Source organism: Paenibacillus sp. MY03, from assembly GCF_002165585.1.
In the GTDB taxonomy this organism is placed as follows: Bacteria; Bacillota; Bacilli; order Paenibacillales; family Paenibacillaceae; genus Pristimantibacillus; species Pristimantibacillus agaridevorans.
Genome location: NZ_MXQD01000009.1, coordinates 1 through 16,437 on the forward strand (window position 1 = coordinate 1; position 16,437 = coordinate 16,437).

Consider the following 16,437-nt stretch of genomic DNA (forward strand, 5'->3'; position numbering starts at 1 on the left):
AATAGCCCGAAAAAGTCGGGCTAAAGAAGCGCAGCCTGCCTTGGCGAGAGCGATAGCCCGCGCAAAGCATCAATTCCGCTGCCAAGTCAGCATCTTGCGCTGGAATTGCTTGGGCGAGCAATCGTTGTACTTTTTGAACATCTTGTAGAAGTGGGCCATATTCGGCATGCCGATTCGCTCGCCAACCTCGGAGATGCTCAGATCCTTCGTAAGCAGAATCCGTTCGGCCCACTTCACTTTGCGGTAATTAACGTATTCCGTGAAGGAGAGCCCGATCGTTTTTTTGAAATATTTGACGAAGTAGTAGTAGCTCATATTGGCGATCTTGCACACCTCTTCGACCTGTATCCGGTCCGTCAAATGGTTCTCCACGTAGTCGAGCACGGGCTTCAGCCGCACCTTGTCGAAGTTGTCCTGCTCGATCAGCATTTTGCGCGTGTCGTTCCGGAGAAGATGCAGCAATATTTGTTTGATCAAAATGCTCGCCGCAAGCTCGTACCCCGTCGATTTGCCCGTCGCTTCGTCCAGTATGCGCGTGACGCAAGTCGCAATCTCCGCCTTTACTGCAGCATTCTCCTCAAAAATATAATTCGCCTTGGAAAGCGGCGCATGGGTTGCCGAGAAGTAACGAATATAAGGGATGGAGCTATGGTCGAAAAACTGCTCCAGGTCGAACTGCAGCACGATGTAATCGAGAAGCATCTCGCTTTTGTCCCGATGCAGCTCGGATGCCCCGATGATGACCAGGTCGCCTGGACCCAGATGATAGCTGTCCTGCTCCAGATAGACATCCAGATGACCGCTCAAAATAAGCAGCAGCTCAAGCTGCTTATGATAATGCCAATTCGTAAAATCCGAACCCTCGCGCTGCGTTCGGAAAATACGAACCGACAGCAGAGGATTCTCGTAACGGACCTTCTCGTTGAATGCGTCCAATAAGGGCCCCTCCCGTCTAATCAGCGAGCCGTTCGCCGTATAATTTGATTGATGACCTCGGAGAAAATGAGACCGATCGCGATGGCGCCCGATATCATAAACGCTTTTACCCCTAGCTGCACGGCGGTATCGTATTGATCCTCGACGACATGCCGCATGGCATCGTAGGCGAGGCCGCCCGGAACGAGCGGAATAATGCCGGCGACGCTGAATATGATGATCGGCGTCTTGTACAGCTTGGCGAACAGCTGGCTGAGGACGGTGACGAGGAACGCGGCGATCAGCGTTGCCGGGATAACGTCGAGACCAAGCTCGATGCAGATATAATAAGCCAGCCAGCCGGACATGCCGACGAAGCCGCAGCGGGCCAGCTGACGGATCGGCGAGTTGAATATAAATCCGAACAGGGCGGACGAGATGAAGCTCGTTACGAGCTGATAGACAATTTCCATGCCGACAGGCGCTCCTAAGTAACATGATAAGTGCAACACAACACATTCGTACTGCCCAGAAGTGAAAGTTCAAAAAGTTCGGTTTTCAGCACATGAGCGTATGCTTCCGATGCTGCGTTTTTTTCAAAAACGCTGTAGAAGATTGGATGAAGGTAGAAACTGAGGAGCGGAGCGTAGTGGAAGCTACGTGAGCACCTGCAATGTTTCCGGAGGAAACATACTTCGAAAGCATACGCTTAGTTTCGCCTGAATTCAATATTCGATGTCGAGTAGGCTTCTTGGCATACTTCGTGATCAAAAGCGGACTTTTTGAACTACCTTATTAGAAAATAGACAAAATAGCAGCGATGCCGGACCCGATCGCGAAGGCGGTCAAAAACGCCTCGGCCCCCTTGGACAAGCCCGAAACGAGATGTCCGGCCATCAGATCCCGGACGGCGTTCGTAATATGCAGTCCCGGCACCAGAGGCATAACGGAGCCGATGATGATCTTGTCGAGATCATGGCCGAATCCAAGCTTGACCGCGCCGACCGCCAGACTGCCGATAATCAGAGCGGTCAGAAATTCCGCGAAAAACTTGATCGGCACGATCCGATGAATAAACAGGAAAAACAGAAACCCGGAACCGCCCGTCACGAATACGGGGAAGAAGTCATGCCACCCTCCCCTGAACATAATAAGAAAGCATCCGCTGGCTACGGCCGCGGCCAGCACCTTAAGTCCGGGGTGATACTCATGTTTGGCCGCATCGATCTCCTTTAGCAGCGTATAAGCCTCATTCGGCCCTAGATCGCCGCCGCTGATTCGTCTCGAGATGTCGTTGACCATGGCTACTTTGCTCAGGTTGGTGTTGCGCTCCGAGATCCGGATCAGCCGCGTCACATGCGAAGCTCCGTCGATCGCGAAGATCAGCCCCGTCGGCGTCACAAAGCTATGGGACTGCTCGATGCCGTAAGCGGCGGCGATTCGCACCATCGTATCCTCCACGCGGTACGTCTCGCCGCCGTTCTGCAAAATAATTTTGCCGGCGAGCAGGCAGGTCTGCGTAATGACATGTGTTTGCTCTGGCGTTATGTCAGCTAATGTATGCGCAGACGTACCTGCTGGCATCGTCAAATCCGTTGTCGTGTCTAACGTCATAACGCTGTCGACGTCCGCTGGCGGAATTCCTCGCGTATGGCCGCCCGAAGCTCGCCGTCCGCCATGACGTCATAAGCCGTTGCCGCCAGCAGCTTGGCTCCGACGAGCATCCTGTCCAGCGCCGCATCGGTCATGGCCGCATCCCGGAACGCCTCCGTATGCAGCAAGAGCCGGTCCTCGACGATTTTCACATAAGGGTGAATGGCCGGACAGCGCTTCGACACGTTGCCAAGATCAAGCGAGCCGTGATCCTTGCCGTCCTGCACTTCTTCCGGTGCGATGCCTGCCTGGGCGAGATTGCTCATAAACGTTTCGGACAAAATCTCGTTTGTCATCAGCTCGTCGTAGGAATATTCGTAGCTGCTCACCTGGAGCCCGCAGCCAGTCGCAAGCGCGGCAGCTTCCGCGCATCGTTTGACCTTGGCCGTCAGCTCGTTCGTGTAAGCCCGCGAAGCAGAACGCACGTAAAACTTCGCCGACGCATAGTCCGGAATAATGTTGGGCGCCGTGCCGCCGTTGTCGATAATGCCGTGAATGCGGGCATCGCTGCGGGTCTGCTGGCGAAGGGCATTGACGCTGCCGAACAGCGCAAGAACCGCGTCCAGCGCGTTAATGCCTTCATGCGGACTTGCCGCAGCATGCGCGGCGAGCCCGCTAAATTCGAAGCGGACGGGATCCAGCGCCAGCGATTGTCCGGAGCGCTCGAAGCTGTGATAGGGATGCGCCATCAGCGCGATATCGCAGTCGTCGAACAGACCGGCTTCCGCCATCGGCACCTTAGCGCCTTTTGTCTCTTCGGCCGGCGTGCCGTAGACGCGGATAACGCCGCCGAGCTCATCGGCGACAGCCTTAAGTCCAATGGCCGCTGCGGCGCTCATCGTACCGATGAGATGGTGGCCGCATGCATGGCCAAGCCCTTCCAGAGCGTCGTACTCGCAAAGAAAGGCGACGACCGCGCCGGGCTTGCCGGTATCGTAGACGGCGAGAAAGGCTGTTTCCAGTCCCAACACGCCTTTCTCGACCTCGAACCCCGCCAGGGCAAGCATGTCGGTCAACAGTCCCGATGCAAAATATTCTTGATGGCCAAGCTCGGGCTGCCTGCCGATTTTTGTCGCTATGTCGCGGAACGCGTCCGCTTGTTGTTCAATGACGGCTAATGCCAATTGTTTACTCATCGTTGCAACCATCCTTCACCCGATTATCAACTTCCATTATAACATATTGGACGAGCGCTACATTTAACATTCCGATAACAGTGCCATGAAATCGGGATAATGCAATAGGTCTATAATTCGATAAAACATTCTTTGTCAATAGGAGGATTGAATCATGACGACAACGATGATAAGTCGGAATACGGCAGGATCCAGTACGGAAGAACCGGTATTGGAGACGAAGCCGATCATGTTGCAGTCTCCATCCATGTCCAAGTCAAAGACGGGGATCATCCGTCTCCGTGATTTCGCAAGATCGGCTCCAGTCGTTCATGAAGACTCATTATGCAAAGATCTGCTCGAGATGTTCCAGGAGCAAGGCGATTGCGAATGCATCGTCATGGTCAGCAACTCCGGCAACATCAGCGGACTCGCGATGCGCAACCGGTTCTCGTACAAGCTTGCCCATCGATACAGTGTCGCCTTGTTCTACAATAAACCGGCCCTCGGACTTTCGGATACGGCCCCGATCATCGTCGATATTGACTCGGATCCCCGGGAGATCATTGATTTGGCCATGTCCCGTCAGGGGGATTCGTTGTACGATTGCATCGTTCTCGTCTCCAATGGGCGGTATGAAGGCGTGCTGGCCGTCAGCGATCTGCTCCGTCTCTCCAAGGAGCTTCAATTGCAGGCGATGGAAGCGCAGAAGGAGACGCTGCTTTCTGCGAAAGAGCGGATCAACGGCATCGATGAAGCTGTAGAGAGCGTTCGCGATTCTGTGCAGCTCGGTGACACTTTATCCATGAGAATGGTGGATTTAACCCTTCAGGGCAAGACCGAGTTAAACAGCATCAAGGAATCATTCCAAAGTATCGAAAACAGCTCCGTTCGGCAAGCCGAACGAATGAAGGAGCTGGAGCGCGAGACGGGCTCGATAAGCGCGGTGTCGAAGCTGATCAAGGAGCTGGCGGAGCAGTGCAACATCCTTGCGATCAACGCTTCGATCGAAGCGGCGAGGGCGGGGCAATATGGCCGCGGTTTCTCCGTTGTAGCGGGAGAAATTATGAACTTGGCAGACCAGACCAAGAAGTCCGCTATTGAAATTACGGCCATTACCAACAACATTGTGCAGTCCATCGTCAAGGCCGTCGAGCTTGTTGAAGCAGGCCGGAGACAGACGGCGTCCAGCGTAAACAGCGTGGAAGCGGCGGACATCGTCTTTCAGGAGATATTTAAATCGGCGGCGGACAACCGCGCCAGCTCGCAGACGATTGGAGAGCTGGCGGAGAAGGCCCATGAATTGTCTGCTCAAGTCTCGCAGGAGATGGAGCGGCTGCGCCAAACTTACTCCTGATCACAGCTTAGCGGATGGGGGGGAAAGCGCGGTTCAGATTGTTTTTACTTCCGCTTAACAAACGAGAAATGCTCCATTAACAATCTGCGAGTAAAATACAGGCTGGGAATCCAGTTCATCGATTCGGGGAGGCATATTAACAATGACGGTCAGAAAAGAATTTGATCACGGTTTGGAAAATCTTCATCAGTGGATTGTCGAGATGGGCAATTTTGTTGAGAAAGCGTTGGCTGAAGCAGTATCCGCATTAAAAAACGTCGACACGGCGCGCGCGAAAGAGGTAATCGAAGCCGATCACCAGCTTAATGCAATGGAAGAAAAAATTATGGAGCTCGGCGCGAAATTGATTGCGACCCAGCAGCCGGTGGCCAAGGATCTTAGACGAATCCTGTCCGCGTTCCGCATCGCGAGCGATCTGGAGCGAATGGGAGATTTGTCCGTCGATATCGCGAAGACGGTGCTTCGACTGGAAGGTCAGCCGCTGATAAAGCCATTGATCGATCTGCCGCGCATGGCAGAGATCGTCGCCACGATGACGTACGAATCGATTCAATCCTTCATCAACGAAAACGTGGATTTGGCGTACAAAATGGCCAAGGACGATGATCAGGTCGATGCGTTGTATGGCCAAATTACGCGCGAATTGATGATGCTTATGATGGAAAATCCGCGCAACATCGCACAGGCTTCGCTGCTCAGCTTCGTCAGCAGACATTTGGAGCGCTTCGGCGACCATGCGACGAATATCGGGGAAAGCGTTGTGTACCTGGTGACAAGCGAGCGTCCCGATCTGAACCAATAGGTCGTAACGCGGCAGCAATATCGGCACTGCGGGGCATCTGACAGCGGTGTGGCGCACCCGAGGATCGAGGGGATAGTCGTGAGTAAGGTCGGAACGGGATTGTTGCACGAAGCATTGGTTAGCGTTGTCATGGATCGCTGGAAGACCGGCGGCGTGGTCGCTCTGTACGTAGAGTTCATGCCGGCGCAGCATGAAACGGCCTTAGCGATCGAAAAGTGGGCTGCAAGCGAGCCAGGCGTATTCTGGAAGCAATCATTGGAATCCGGTATCTTGTATTGGCTTGAAATATCCGCTGCCGGAATCTCGACCGAGGCGATCGTCCAGCGAGTGACGGAGGAGCTCCAAAGGCTGTCAGGAGGAACGCTCTCAAGCAGCGGCTTCTCCGACGGCGGGGCGAGACGTTTCGGAGTCGGAGCTGCATGGACGCGACCGATGACGACGCCGGAGATGGCGGAAGCCCACTTGTTAAGCCGCATTCAAGAGGCGGTGGAAAGAGGAGAGCGTCACCTGACTTTGGGCACAAGCGAGCCCGCGATTGCCGCCAAGGGCAATCGCGGCGAGATCGGAAGCGGCTATCCGATCGGGAAGCTCGCCTCTCCCGTCCCCTTGTTCGAATGCAACGCGAAAGTATCCGAAGTCGCCAATTTGTTCGACGCCAATCCGAACGTGCAAGGCGTCATTATCGTTAAGGATAGCCGCCCAGCCGGGGTCATCATGAGAGATCGGCTCTATCAGCAGCTGGCCGGCCAATTCGGTCATGCCTTGTATGCCAGCCGTTCCGTTGAGCTTGTTATGGATCGCGATCCGCTTATCGTCGAAGAATATACGCCGGTCGAGAGGGTGTCTCAGCTGGCGATGTCAAGGGATGAGTCCAGATTGTACGATATTGTCGTGATGGTCAAGGATGGCATCGTCATGGGAGCGGCGACGATCCGAGGCATTCTGGAGTGCATGACGGCACTCCGCACCGAGGAAGCCCGAATTGCGAATCCTTTGACGGGATTGCCGGGCAACTCGGGGATTGAAGCGGAATTATCGCGCAGAATCGCGAATCGGGAGCCGTTTTCGGTCGTATACGCGGATCTGGATTATTTCAAATGGTTTAACGATTGTTTCGGCTTCGCCCGCGGTGACGAGCTGATTCGATACTTGGCCGAGCTTATGGTAGGAGAGTTCGCAAACAGCGACAGCCGGCAATTTTTTGTAGGTCATATCGGCGGTGACGACTTCATTGGCGTCGTGGATCCTCCGTACGCGGAAAGAGTATGCGAGCGTTTGATCGAAGCTTTCGACGGCGGCGTCCATCGGTATTATGGCGGAGTCGATATTTCCGTCGTGGAGAATCGTCAAGGACAGAAGGTGGAGCAGAATGGCGTCACCTTGTCCTTATCGCTGCTCCAATGCGACGGTACCGGAGAGATGAACCTGGAGGATATATCCGTAAGTGCAGCCAGATTGAAGAAAAGAGCCAAATCGATCAAGGGCAGCGTGTATGTCGCCGGTGAATGGAAAAACAGCCAGCCGAGAGAGAAGTGAGATTATTGATGGAGCAGCACGAAGTATGGGGGAGCGGGCAAAGAGGCCTTTCTGCCCAGCCGCAGCGGCGTAATTACTTGGCCGTGATCGGATTAATGTGGGACGGGACAAGTCCGGATGCGAGGACGAGCAAGACAGAGCGTGGAGAGCTGCAGCAAGCCTGGGCGAGCTTCGCGGAACGTTCGATCGGCGAATTCGTACCGTCGTCCGACGTTCGGGGTCACCACCAATGGTTGGCGAATGACCTGTTCATTTCGTTCCAATTCCATTCGAACGACGAAGAACATCCGGAGTACGAATTGAGCGCGCATGCGGTACGTACGGCGAACAGACTTGAACTAGCCTTCCGCGAAGAGCGGGAGAGACTGTCCGGCTTTCATCCTGGCGGCAAGCTTCGCGTCGGATTAGGCGCTCTGGCATGCGAGTCGGAATCATGCGTAGACGGACTGTATTACGAAGCCATGAAGCAGGCGATCGTAAACGCCCAAGTCGAAGGCGGCGCCGAACGGTTGCTTCGGGACAGTTATTTTAAGGAGCTGCTAACCGCAAGATCGTTATACCCCGTATATCAGCCCATCTTCTCGCTTAAGCAAGGCGAAGTGTTCGGCTATGAAGCATTGACCCGTCTGCCCGTCAACAACTACTTCCGGGGGCCCATGGATCTGTTCCGGTTCGCGGAGGAAAGCGGCGGCGTCTATCGGCTGGATCGTATGGCGCGGGAGCTGGCGATCGACGGATGTTTGAGGCTTGGACAAGGACAGAAGCTGTTTATCAATGTCATGGCGCAAATTATGGAGGACCCGCGTTTCTCGCCGGGCCGCACGATCAGTCTGCTGGAGGAGCATCATCTGTCCCCGCATCAGGTCGTTTTCGAAATTACGGAGCGCAGCTCCATCGAAGACTATCCTTCCGTTAAGAAGGCGCTTCAGCATTATCGCAGCCAAGGCTACCGCATCGCAATCGACGATGTGGGAGCGGGCTATTCCTCGCTGCAATCCATCGTGGAGCTGAGACCGGATTACATGAAGGTAGACCGGTCAATCATTCAGAACATACATAAGGACGAAGTGAAGGAGCATATCCTGACGACGCTGCAGGATGTAGCCGGCAAGATCGGCGCGGAATTGATTGCCGAAGGCATCGAACGCAAGGAGGAGCTGGACAAGCTGCTCCACATGGGAATCCCGTTCGCGCAAGGTTATCTGCTGGGACGGCCGGCGCCATTTCCGGCATGATTGCATGAGCTTTGTTACGATCAAAAATGACCAGTTTCTCCGTTATGGGGGAGGCTGTTTTTTCTTTTCCAAGGTTTGCGGAAGTCTCCCCCTACAGTTGCAATAGGTGTAGAATGGTAAAATACATAGAAACTGTGACGAGGATGGTTTTCATGAACCGCGAGAAGAACGACAACTATACGGTGCTCTTATCTAAACTGCATATACCACAGCCCCTGTCTCATTCCGTGCCCCGCCCCCATTTGATAGCGAGATTAAATGAAGGGTTATCCTTCAAGGCAACTTTCCTTATCGCTCCGGCAGGCTACGGCAAAACGACTTTAATCGCCGATTGGGCTCGGCAAGTACAAGCGGCAGTCGGATGGTTGTCGCTGGATGAGAAGGATAATGACTTGGTTCGATTCTGGAACTACATGACGAAGGCGCTCGAGCAGGCGCTCGGGGGCTTGCCCGATTCTATTGGGGCAGTTGCCTCCACATTGAGCCCCGGCCAGTACGAGCCGTTTCTCGTCGCCCTGCTAAATGAATTGAACAGCGTGCGTGAGCCGCTGGCAATCTTGCTGGATGATTGGCATGTCATCACCGATAAGGACATTATCGCTTCTGTTTCGTATTTCCTGGAGTATCTGCCGCCTTCCGTGCATCTTATATTCGCCAGCCGGAGCTTGGCCGGCTTATCGAAGGCGAGATGGATCAGTCGGGGGTGGACCCGGGAAATGAACGTCGAGCAGCTTCGTTTCGATCTGCGGGAGACGGTGGACTTCTTCCGGATCTTCGCAGCACGGGAGATGCGAAGGGAGCAAGTTGAGCGGCATCTGGCCATAACCGAGGGCTGGGTGACGGGACTGAAGCTGATTTCGTTGTCACTGCGTCACGGAGATTGGACGGCGGAATTCGGACTCAGCCATTCCGGGAACGGCAAACATGTCGAGCAGTTTCTGCTGGAGGAAGTCTTCGAAGCGCTGGATGGTCCCACCCGGCAATTTCTGATGAACATATCCGTACTTCAGAGGATGAATGGACCATTGAGCGAAGCGGTTGGTGGGGAGAACGGCTCGGAGAAGCTCGCGAAGCTGGTTGACGCCGGCCTGTTCCTCATCCCGCTGGATGAGGACAAGACCTGGTTTCGATTACATCATCTATTCTGCGAGTTTCTGAAGAAGCAGCAAAGACGCTGCGATCCCGGCAAGACGGAAGAGCTGAACCGTGCGGCCGCGGTATGGTGCGAGTCGCACGAGCTGTTGGAAGAGGCCGTGGACTACTACCTGGCCGGATACGAATATACGGAAGCCATACGTCTGCTTGAACAGATGCGGAGCATTATGATTCGCAGGGAATTTCAGGCGCTCAGAGTATGGCTGTCTGCCATCCCCGAGCAACTGCTGATGCAGCATCCATATCTCTACTTTTCGTACATCTTCTCCTTGTTGTGGGCTCATGAGCTCGATCCGGCGGAACAACATTTGCAACTGGCCGAGCAGCACTTTGAGACCTCTTCGGCAAGCTGGAGCCTGGAGGATAGGAATCGCTATTTGGGTTATTTGTATTTCGTCCGGAATTTCAAGGCGACCCAGTACGATATGGATATGATTTCGGGACTGGAATACATCCGACTGTCGCTTCGACATAGCCCGGAAGGAACGGATTTGATTTTCGCATCCCCCTACATGCCTCTGGCTCCATCCATCTACCGATCGTACAATGGCAAACGCGGCAAACATTTGCCAAGGGAGCTGTCGGACAATTTTTTCAAGAGCATGATCGATTTCATGAGACTGATGGGCCTGCAGGATTCGATTCTGGTTTGTTATGGAGAATTGTTTTACGAAAGGGGCGAGCTGGAGCAGGCGGAGCATTATTTGAAGCTGGGACTCGCGGGCAACAGCCAGACTCATTATCAGCCGGAGAAGGTGTACGTTCCCGCAAGCTTGTTCCTGTCGCGTATCAGCAAAGCCAGGCAAGACTTCGAGCAAGCCGAGAAATGGCTGGAGGAGGCCTGCCGAAGGTCGCTGGAGGATGGAGCGGAAGCCGCGTCGATCCTGATCGAAGCGGAGATGTCCGCTCTGCGGATGGACCAGGGCGATCCCTCCGCGGCTGTCCGGTGGATGGAGCGCTACAGGCTCTCGGCGGATGATCCGGTATCCGTCTACCAGTTGTTCGTTTATATTTTCCTCGGCAGGGTGTTGATGGAGACCGGTCATCGACAGGAGGCGTGGTCTCTATTGGAAAAGCTGTTCCTGATAGCGGTGAAAGGCCATCGTCCGATGGAAGCGTTGGACATTCAAATTCTTCAGGCGATCATGCTGCGTCAAGCGGACAAGCCGGAGGAGGCGCTGCTGAAGTTGGAAGAGGCGCTGAAATACGGCAAACCCGACGATTATGTCCGCGTGTTCGTAGACAAAGGCGAGCGGGTCGCGGAACTGCTCTCGGAGTACATCGGGCAGCGGCAGAAAGGAAATATTCGGGACAACAACGCGCCTTCGCTCGCCTATGTGCGCAAAATTTTGTCATGTTACGGTGGAACCAAGCTCTTGTCCATTGAATCACCCCCCGCGTTGGAGTCCTTGCTGACTCCGAAGGAGTATACGGTATTTCGCTATATGGAGGAAGGGATGGACAATCAGGCGATCGTCGGAACGCTTGGTATCAGCATGGGTACTCTGAAGGCGCATATCAATCGCATCTACAGCAAACTCCAGGTAAAAAACCGTATAGAAGCGATTAAACGGGGCAAAGAATTGCAGGGGTAACGGCTCATCTATAACCGGTCCTATAACCGCGGTTAGGTTCGCCGGGTAGCGGAATTCGATATAATTCGTTATATATCGACGCTATCGAGCGACAATAGGAAGGATAGGATCTAATGAAGCTAAAGCAATTCCTCTCATGTATAACGACCATTCTGTTAGTGACGGGAATTTTCCCGTTACAGGTTTTCGCCGCCTCGGATGCCGCAATGACCGGGGATGGTTCGCCAGCCAATCCTTATATAGTTATGGCGCTGGAACAGTTGGACGCCGTGCGGAATAATTTGACGTCGCATTATAAGCTCGGGGCGGATATCGATGCCTCGGAGACGGCCGGCTGGAATGACGGCGAAGGTTTCGAGCCGATCGGCGGCAACGGCAATGCCGCTAGCACGTTCACTGGAACTTTCGACGGAGCGGGACATGTCATCCGGAATCTCACCGTCAATCGGCCAACGACCGATTTCGTCGGTCTGTTCGGGATCGTCGGCTCCGGCGGAATAATAAGAGACGTCGGCCTTGTCGAAGGTTCCATTACCGGGAATAGTGCAGCAGGCGGGCTCGTAGGGTACGGCGTCACTGGCAGCTCGATCAGTTCGTCCTACTCCAGCGTCTTTGTTAACGGCTCTGTTTATGTAGGGGGTTTGGCAGGACGACAAGACGGTGCGGTAAGCGATTCTTACGCGACCGGTTCTGCTAGCGGTACTTCCGCAGTTGGCGGGCTTGTGGGTAATCTGGAAGGCGCAGAGGTCATTCGTTCCTACGCCTCGGGCGAAGTTAACGCTAGCGGGGGGCATGCGGGAGGTTTGGCGGGGATTATCGCAGGTTCTACAATCATTCAGTCTTATGCGATTGGCGCCGTAAGCGGTATAGATACGGCCGGCGGGTTGGTAGGGATGACGGATTATGGCTTAATACGGCAGTCTTACGCCAGCGGCGCCGTTAAAGGCAGCGGTTACGCCGGCGGTCTGGTTGGCAGCAATAATGGTGCGTTAATCGAAGATAGTTTCTGGGATTGGGAGGCTGCCGGACAGAGCGTTGCTTGCGGCAACAATACCGATGGTTACGGCGTAACTTGCCCGTCGATGGGCCTCGCCACGGAGCAAGCTCTTGTGCCAGGCAGTTATTCCGGTTGGGATTTCACGAATGTCTGGTTCATGGTCGAAGGTTCGACGCGGCCGTTCCTGCGTTCCGAATGGTCGCAGACCGTCGCGAATACGCATCAATTGCAATTGATGGCGATGAATCCAGGAGCAAATTATACGTTGGCCCGGGACATTGATTTCGAGACCGTGTTCACGGATAGCAGCCGCTCCGACATGTGGGCGACCCGTCACGGAGAGGGCTCCGGTTTTGCGCCGGTCGGCAGCATGAGCAATCCTTATGTCGCAGAGTTCGATGGTTCGAACCATCTGATCGAAAATATGGTGATAAACCGGCCTTCTACCGATTTCGTCGGCCTGTTCGGCAATCTCGGTTCCGGCGGCGTCGTACGAAATGTGGGGCTTGAAGGCGGCTTCGTCAGCGGGAGGTCTTCGACGGGAGCTCTGGTCGGCGAGAGCTATGGAGGTACGATTGCACAATCCTATTCATCGATCGACGTTAGCGGAACCAATAATGTTGGCGGAGTGGTTGGACAGAACAATATCGGAGGCATCGTCAGTCAGTCCTTTGCGACCGGCAGCATTGCCGGTCGATTTGCCGTTGGCGGTTTGATTGGGCGCAACGAAAGGGGAACGATCAACGACGCTTATAGTACCGGGTTCGTCAACGGCATCTCTGAAGTCGGAGGACTGGCGGGGCGGAATGTCGGCTCCATTAACCGCGCCTACTCCGTAGGCAAAGTCACGGCTGCCGAAGGCAGCGTGGGCGGACTGGTGGGAAGAAATTTCGAACCCGTCATTTCCGGTCGTTACAATAGCCAGACATCCGGTCACGGCGATGCCGACAAAGGCACTCCCCGAACGACGGCGGAGATGAAGCAACGGGCAACGTTTGAGCCGGATTGGGATTTCGTTCATATTTGGACCATCGAGGAAGGAAAAGTTTATCCCGCTTTGCGAAACATTATCGGCAATATCGGACGGGATATCGCTCCCCCTGCAGTTGTCAGCGCAGTAATGGATGTCGAGCAGCCTGATCGCATACTCCTCCACTTCGATGAAGAAGTTCGCTTGACGGACGCGGACGGGGTCATGATAGAATCCGACGGAGTCGGCACAGCTATTATCGATGTAGAAGGCGAAAGTACGAAGACTCTTGCCTTTACCGTATCCGATGCGTTCGAGCAAGGGGCGGAAGTTATCTTTTCCTACGATGCTCTTTTGGGCAATATCGTCGATCTGGCAGGCAACCCGATGAGCAGCTTGGCGGGCCAGATTGTATATAAGCTGCCGGTGATCGGAATCATGATGAAGAAAGCGGACGCCAGCGACTATGAGGACGGGGGTTGGACAAACCAAAGCGTGACCGTAATCGCTATTGTCGGGGCGGGAGCCGACGACATGGTCGAGTTTTTTTATTCATTGAACGGGGGGTTGGAGCAAGCTTATACGAACGGGTCGCCAATCGTGATAACAGAGGAAGGGACCAACTCGCTTACCTTCCAAGTTACGGACAGAGCGGGCCATACCGTATCCGTTGAGCTGGAAGTGAAGATCGATAAGTCGCCGCCATCGGTTGTCTATGAGCCAAGCGGCAGCGAAACGCAGGCTGTATCGGCTTCGCCAACGGTAACGGCAGATGATGCGGCGAGTGGCGTGAACGCCTCTACGCTTCAATATGTTTGGACAACGGATACATCGACCCCGTCTTCGGGCTGGACGCCGTTCGTGAGTGGAACCGGCCTGGCGAAAAGCGGCGTAGACGGAGACTGGTACCTGCATATTCGGGTGTCGGATGCTGCGGGCAACGAGAGCGTTCGGGTATCGGATCGGTTCCGGTTGATATCCCGAACGGGAAGCGAAGGCGGAAATTCAGGAGCAAGCGGATATCCACTGCCGAAGGGTACTTATTTGGTAGGAATGAACGGAGAGACGATTACTTTTGACGGGGGCCAAATTATCTTCCCTGCGGGAGCCATCGGCCGTACGATCCTTGTGAAGATTACCGAGGTTGCCGATCCAAATACACTGCCGTTGTCCGACGGACAACGACTGGTGAGCAGAGTTTTCGAAGTTACGAAGGATCAAGCTGGAGAGTTTGATAAAGACGTTGGCATCCATTTCCAATTTGATGTCGGATCGGTACGGGATGAAGGGACGGAAGTCCTTCTATGCTGGCTTAATGAAGAAACCGGCCAGTGGATGCCACTGGATAATCGTAAAGTAGATTGGGAGAAAGGTATCGCAGGCGGAACGACCAACCATTTCACCAAATTCGCGGTCATTGCGGTAACCGAAGAAAAGGCTGAGTCAGGCGTCCGTTTTACAGATATCCAGGGTCATTGGGCGGAGAAGTCCATTGTGAAATTGGCGGAAAAAGGCGCGTTGCACGGTTATACCGATGGCAGCTTCATGCCTGATCTCGAGATTACCCGGGCGGAATTCGCCGTGATTCTGGTTCAAGCACTGGATTATACCGACAAAGAAGGCAAGACGTTTAACGACATGGCGAACCATTGGGCCAAGCAAGCCGTCTCGACGGCTCATGCTTATGGGGTTGTTCACGGCTATAACGACAATACGTTCGCTCCCGACGATCCCATTACGCGCGAGCAAATGACGATGATGATTATGAATGCTCTGCAACTGGAGACTATACCATCCGTTAGAACTTTTGCGGATCAAAACAAAATTTCGAAATGGGCGAGGGAAGCAGTCGCTGCCGCGGCGGAAAGCGGACTGATTACCGGCTACCCGGACAACACGATAAGACCCCAGGCTCACGCGACCCGTGCGGAAGCGGCATCGATTATAGGGCGATTGTTGTAAAGAAAATAGGAGGACCATTTTTTCGTATTGAACGAATCATATGGTTCTCCATTTACTGGGTTAGTACGTTTTCATCATGACATGCTCGGATATCATTAGTGGCGGCTCTGTCGCCAGTTAGAACATAATTAGTTGTCATTTAGCTCAGCATTCCCATTTTGTTTCAAAGCAATCAGGCGTTGTAGATTTTTGTTCATGTCCGCTGCGGCGGCGGCGGGATCGTCATACTGATAGTAGCCGCTGCCGCTCTTAACTCCGAGATCTCCGCAAGCGACCATCTTCTCGATTGTTCCGGGAGTATCGGTGCTGATGCTTAATGCTGGGAAAAGTTGTCCGGTCACTTTGGCCCATATATCAAGTCCTCCCAGGTCTGCAATCTCAAATGGACCTTTTATTGCCCATCGAAGTCCAAGTCCTTCGCTTACCACCGTATCGATTTGTGCGGCATTGGCTACGCCGTTGTCCAGCAAGTAGCAGGCTTCTCTCATTAAAGCAGCTTGTAGTCGATTCGCGATAAAGCCAGGGATATCCTTATTTAGCACAACGGGTGTTTTTCCGCATTTCCGCAGCAGAGCCGCGAGCTCTTCCAGGATCGATGGCGGTGTGTCGGGCAAGCCAACAATTTCGACTAACGGAATCAGATGCGCCGGATTAAAAAAATGGACAATGACCATTTGATTAGCAAAGGGCAGTTCTTGCGCCAATGTCTGAAGAGGGAAGGTTGAGGTGTTTGAGGCTACGATCGCCTCATGCCTGATGGCTGAGGCCAGCTGCCTATAAACCTCGCGTTTGACGGTAAGCTGCTCAGGAACACATTCGATAATGAGATCAGCATTTGCAACCGCTTTCTCGAAATTGTTTGTTAACTGGATGTTTAAAGTCCCTTTGTTCAGTCGGTTTTTTACGCTACGTAACATTTCATCATTGGGCTCGTACAGAGAGACCTCGAAACCATGCTCCGCGAATAAGCTGGCAATTGCCAACCCCATCGTTCCCGCTCCTAAAACTCCGATATGCTCGATCATTCGAATCCTCCTTGGTCTGTCGCCTGTTATTATTTTACTCAAAACTATAATATAGTCATAATAGATTTATAGAATACGATTTATTCGAAATATCTATATATCCTTTTTCGCCCAAACTCG

11 protein-coding genes are annotated in these 16,437 nt (G+C 53.7%); 6 read left to right on the plus strand and 5 right to left on the minus strand.

The window, feature by feature from the left end:
• Positions 1-69: 69 nt before the first annotated feature.
• From B1748_RS10600 to B1748_RS10615, 4 genes are all read right to left on the minus strand, one after another.
• Positions 70-936: a helix-turn-helix domain-containing protein gene (locus B1748_RS10600; RefSeq protein ID WP_087567877.1), complete on the minus strand. Its 867-nt coding sequence runs from the start codon at positions 934-936 to the stop codon at positions 70-72.
• Positions 937-956: 20 nt separating this feature from the next.
• Positions 957-1,388, minus strand: a complete 432-nt coding sequence (locus B1748_RS10605) for a threonine/serine exporter family protein (protein WP_087567878.1) — start codon at positions 1,386-1,388, stop codon at positions 957-959.
• Positions 1,389-1,710: 322 nt separating this feature from the next.
• The gene (locus B1748_RS10610; RefSeq protein ID WP_087568077.1) at positions 1,711-2,499 is read right to left on the minus strand and encodes a threonine/serine exporter family protein; all 789 of its coding nucleotides are present in this window, start codon (positions 2,497-2,499) and stop codon (positions 1,711-1,713) included.
• Between the two features lie 26 nt (positions 2,500-2,525).
• Positions 2,526-3,704 (minus strand): M20 family metallopeptidase, encoded by a 1,179-nt coding sequence (locus B1748_RS10615; protein WP_087567879.1) that lies wholly within the window; start codon positions 3,702-3,704, stop codon positions 2,526-2,528.
• Between the two features lie 154 nt (positions 3,705-3,858).
• Here B1748_RS10615 and B1748_RS10620 point away from each other — a divergent pair, with 154 nt between their 5' ends.
• The 6 genes from B1748_RS10620 (at position 3,859) to B1748_RS10645 (ending at position 15,292) form a co-directional block, all read left to right on the plus strand.
• Positions 3,859-5,040 (plus strand): methyl-accepting chemotaxis protein, encoded by a 1,182-nt coding sequence (locus B1748_RS10620; protein WP_087567880.1) that lies wholly within the window; start codon positions 3,859-3,861, stop codon positions 5,038-5,040.
• A gap of 142 nt (positions 5,041-5,182) precedes the next feature.
• Positions 5,183-5,842, plus strand: coding sequence for a phosphate signaling complex protein PhoU (gene phoU / locus B1748_RS10625; protein WP_087567881.1), 660 nt, complete (start codon positions 5,183-5,185; stop codon positions 5,840-5,842).
• 78 nt (positions 5,843-5,920) lie between these two features.
• On the plus strand, positions 5,921-7,378 hold the full coding sequence (locus tag B1748_RS10630; RefSeq protein ID WP_087567882.1) for a GGDEF domain-containing protein: 1,458 nt from the start codon (positions 5,921-5,923) through the stop codon (positions 7,376-7,378).
• An 8-nt stretch (positions 7,379-7,386) separates the two neighbouring features.
• On the plus strand, positions 7,387-8,613 hold the full coding sequence (locus B1748_RS10635) for an EAL domain-containing protein (RefSeq protein WP_179215515.1): 1,227 nt from the start codon (positions 7,387-7,389) through the stop codon (positions 8,611-8,613).
• A 152-nt stretch (positions 8,614-8,765) separates the two neighbouring features.
• A complete protein-coding gene (locus B1748_RS10640; protein WP_087567884.1) occupies positions 8,766-11,363 on the plus strand; it encodes a winged helix-turn-helix domain-containing protein in 2,598 nt (865 codons plus the stop codon).
• 113 nt (positions 11,364-11,476) lie between these two features.
• Complete coding sequence (locus B1748_RS10645) at positions 11,477-15,292, plus strand: S-layer homology domain-containing protein (RefSeq protein ID WP_087567885.1); 3,816 nt, start codon at positions 11,477-11,479, stop codon at positions 15,290-15,292.
• A 128-nt stretch (positions 15,293-15,420) separates the two neighbouring features.
• On the opposite strand, the gene B1748_RS10650 is transcribed toward B1748_RS10645, so the two are convergent.
• Complete coding sequence (locus B1748_RS10650; RefSeq protein WP_087567886.1) at positions 15,421-16,317, minus strand: 3-hydroxyacyl-CoA dehydrogenase family protein; 897 nt, start codon at positions 16,315-16,317, stop codon at positions 15,421-15,423.
• Positions 16,318-16,437 lie beyond the last annotated feature (120 nt).

Coding starts and splice junctions, on each gene's coding strand:
- phoU (WP_087567881.1), top strand. CDS start 5,183: ATGACGGTCAGAAAAGAATTTGATCACGGTTTGGAAAATCTTCATCAG.
- B1748_RS10650 (WP_087567886.1), bottom strand. CDS start 16,317: ATGATCGAGCATATCGGAGTTTTAGGAGCGGGAACGATGGGGTTGGCA.
- B1748_RS10645 (WP_087567885.1), top strand. CDS start 11,477: ATGAAGCTAAAGCAATTCCTCTCATGTATAACGACCATTCTGTTAGTG.
- B1748_RS10615 (WP_087567879.1), bottom strand. CDS start 3,704: ATGAGTAAACAATTGGCATTAGCCGTCATTGAACAACAAGCGGACGCG.
- B1748_RS10610 (WP_087568077.1), bottom strand. CDS start 2,499: ATGCCAGCAGGTACGTCTGCGCATACATTAGCTGACATAACGCCAGAG.
- B1748_RS10620 (WP_087567880.1), top strand. CDS start 3,859: ATGACGACAACGATGATAAGTCGGAATACGGCAGGATCCAGTACGGAA.
- B1748_RS10635 (WP_179215515.1), top strand. CDS start 7,387: ATGGAGCAGCACGAAGTATGGGGGAGCGGGCAAAGAGGCCTTTCTGCC.
- B1748_RS10605 (WP_087567878.1), bottom strand. CDS start 1,388: ATGGAAATTGTCTATCAGCTCGTAACGAGCTTCATCTCGTCCGCCCTG.
- B1748_RS10640 (WP_087567884.1), top strand. CDS start 8,766: ATGAACCGCGAGAAGAACGACAACTATACGGTGCTCTTATCTAAACTG.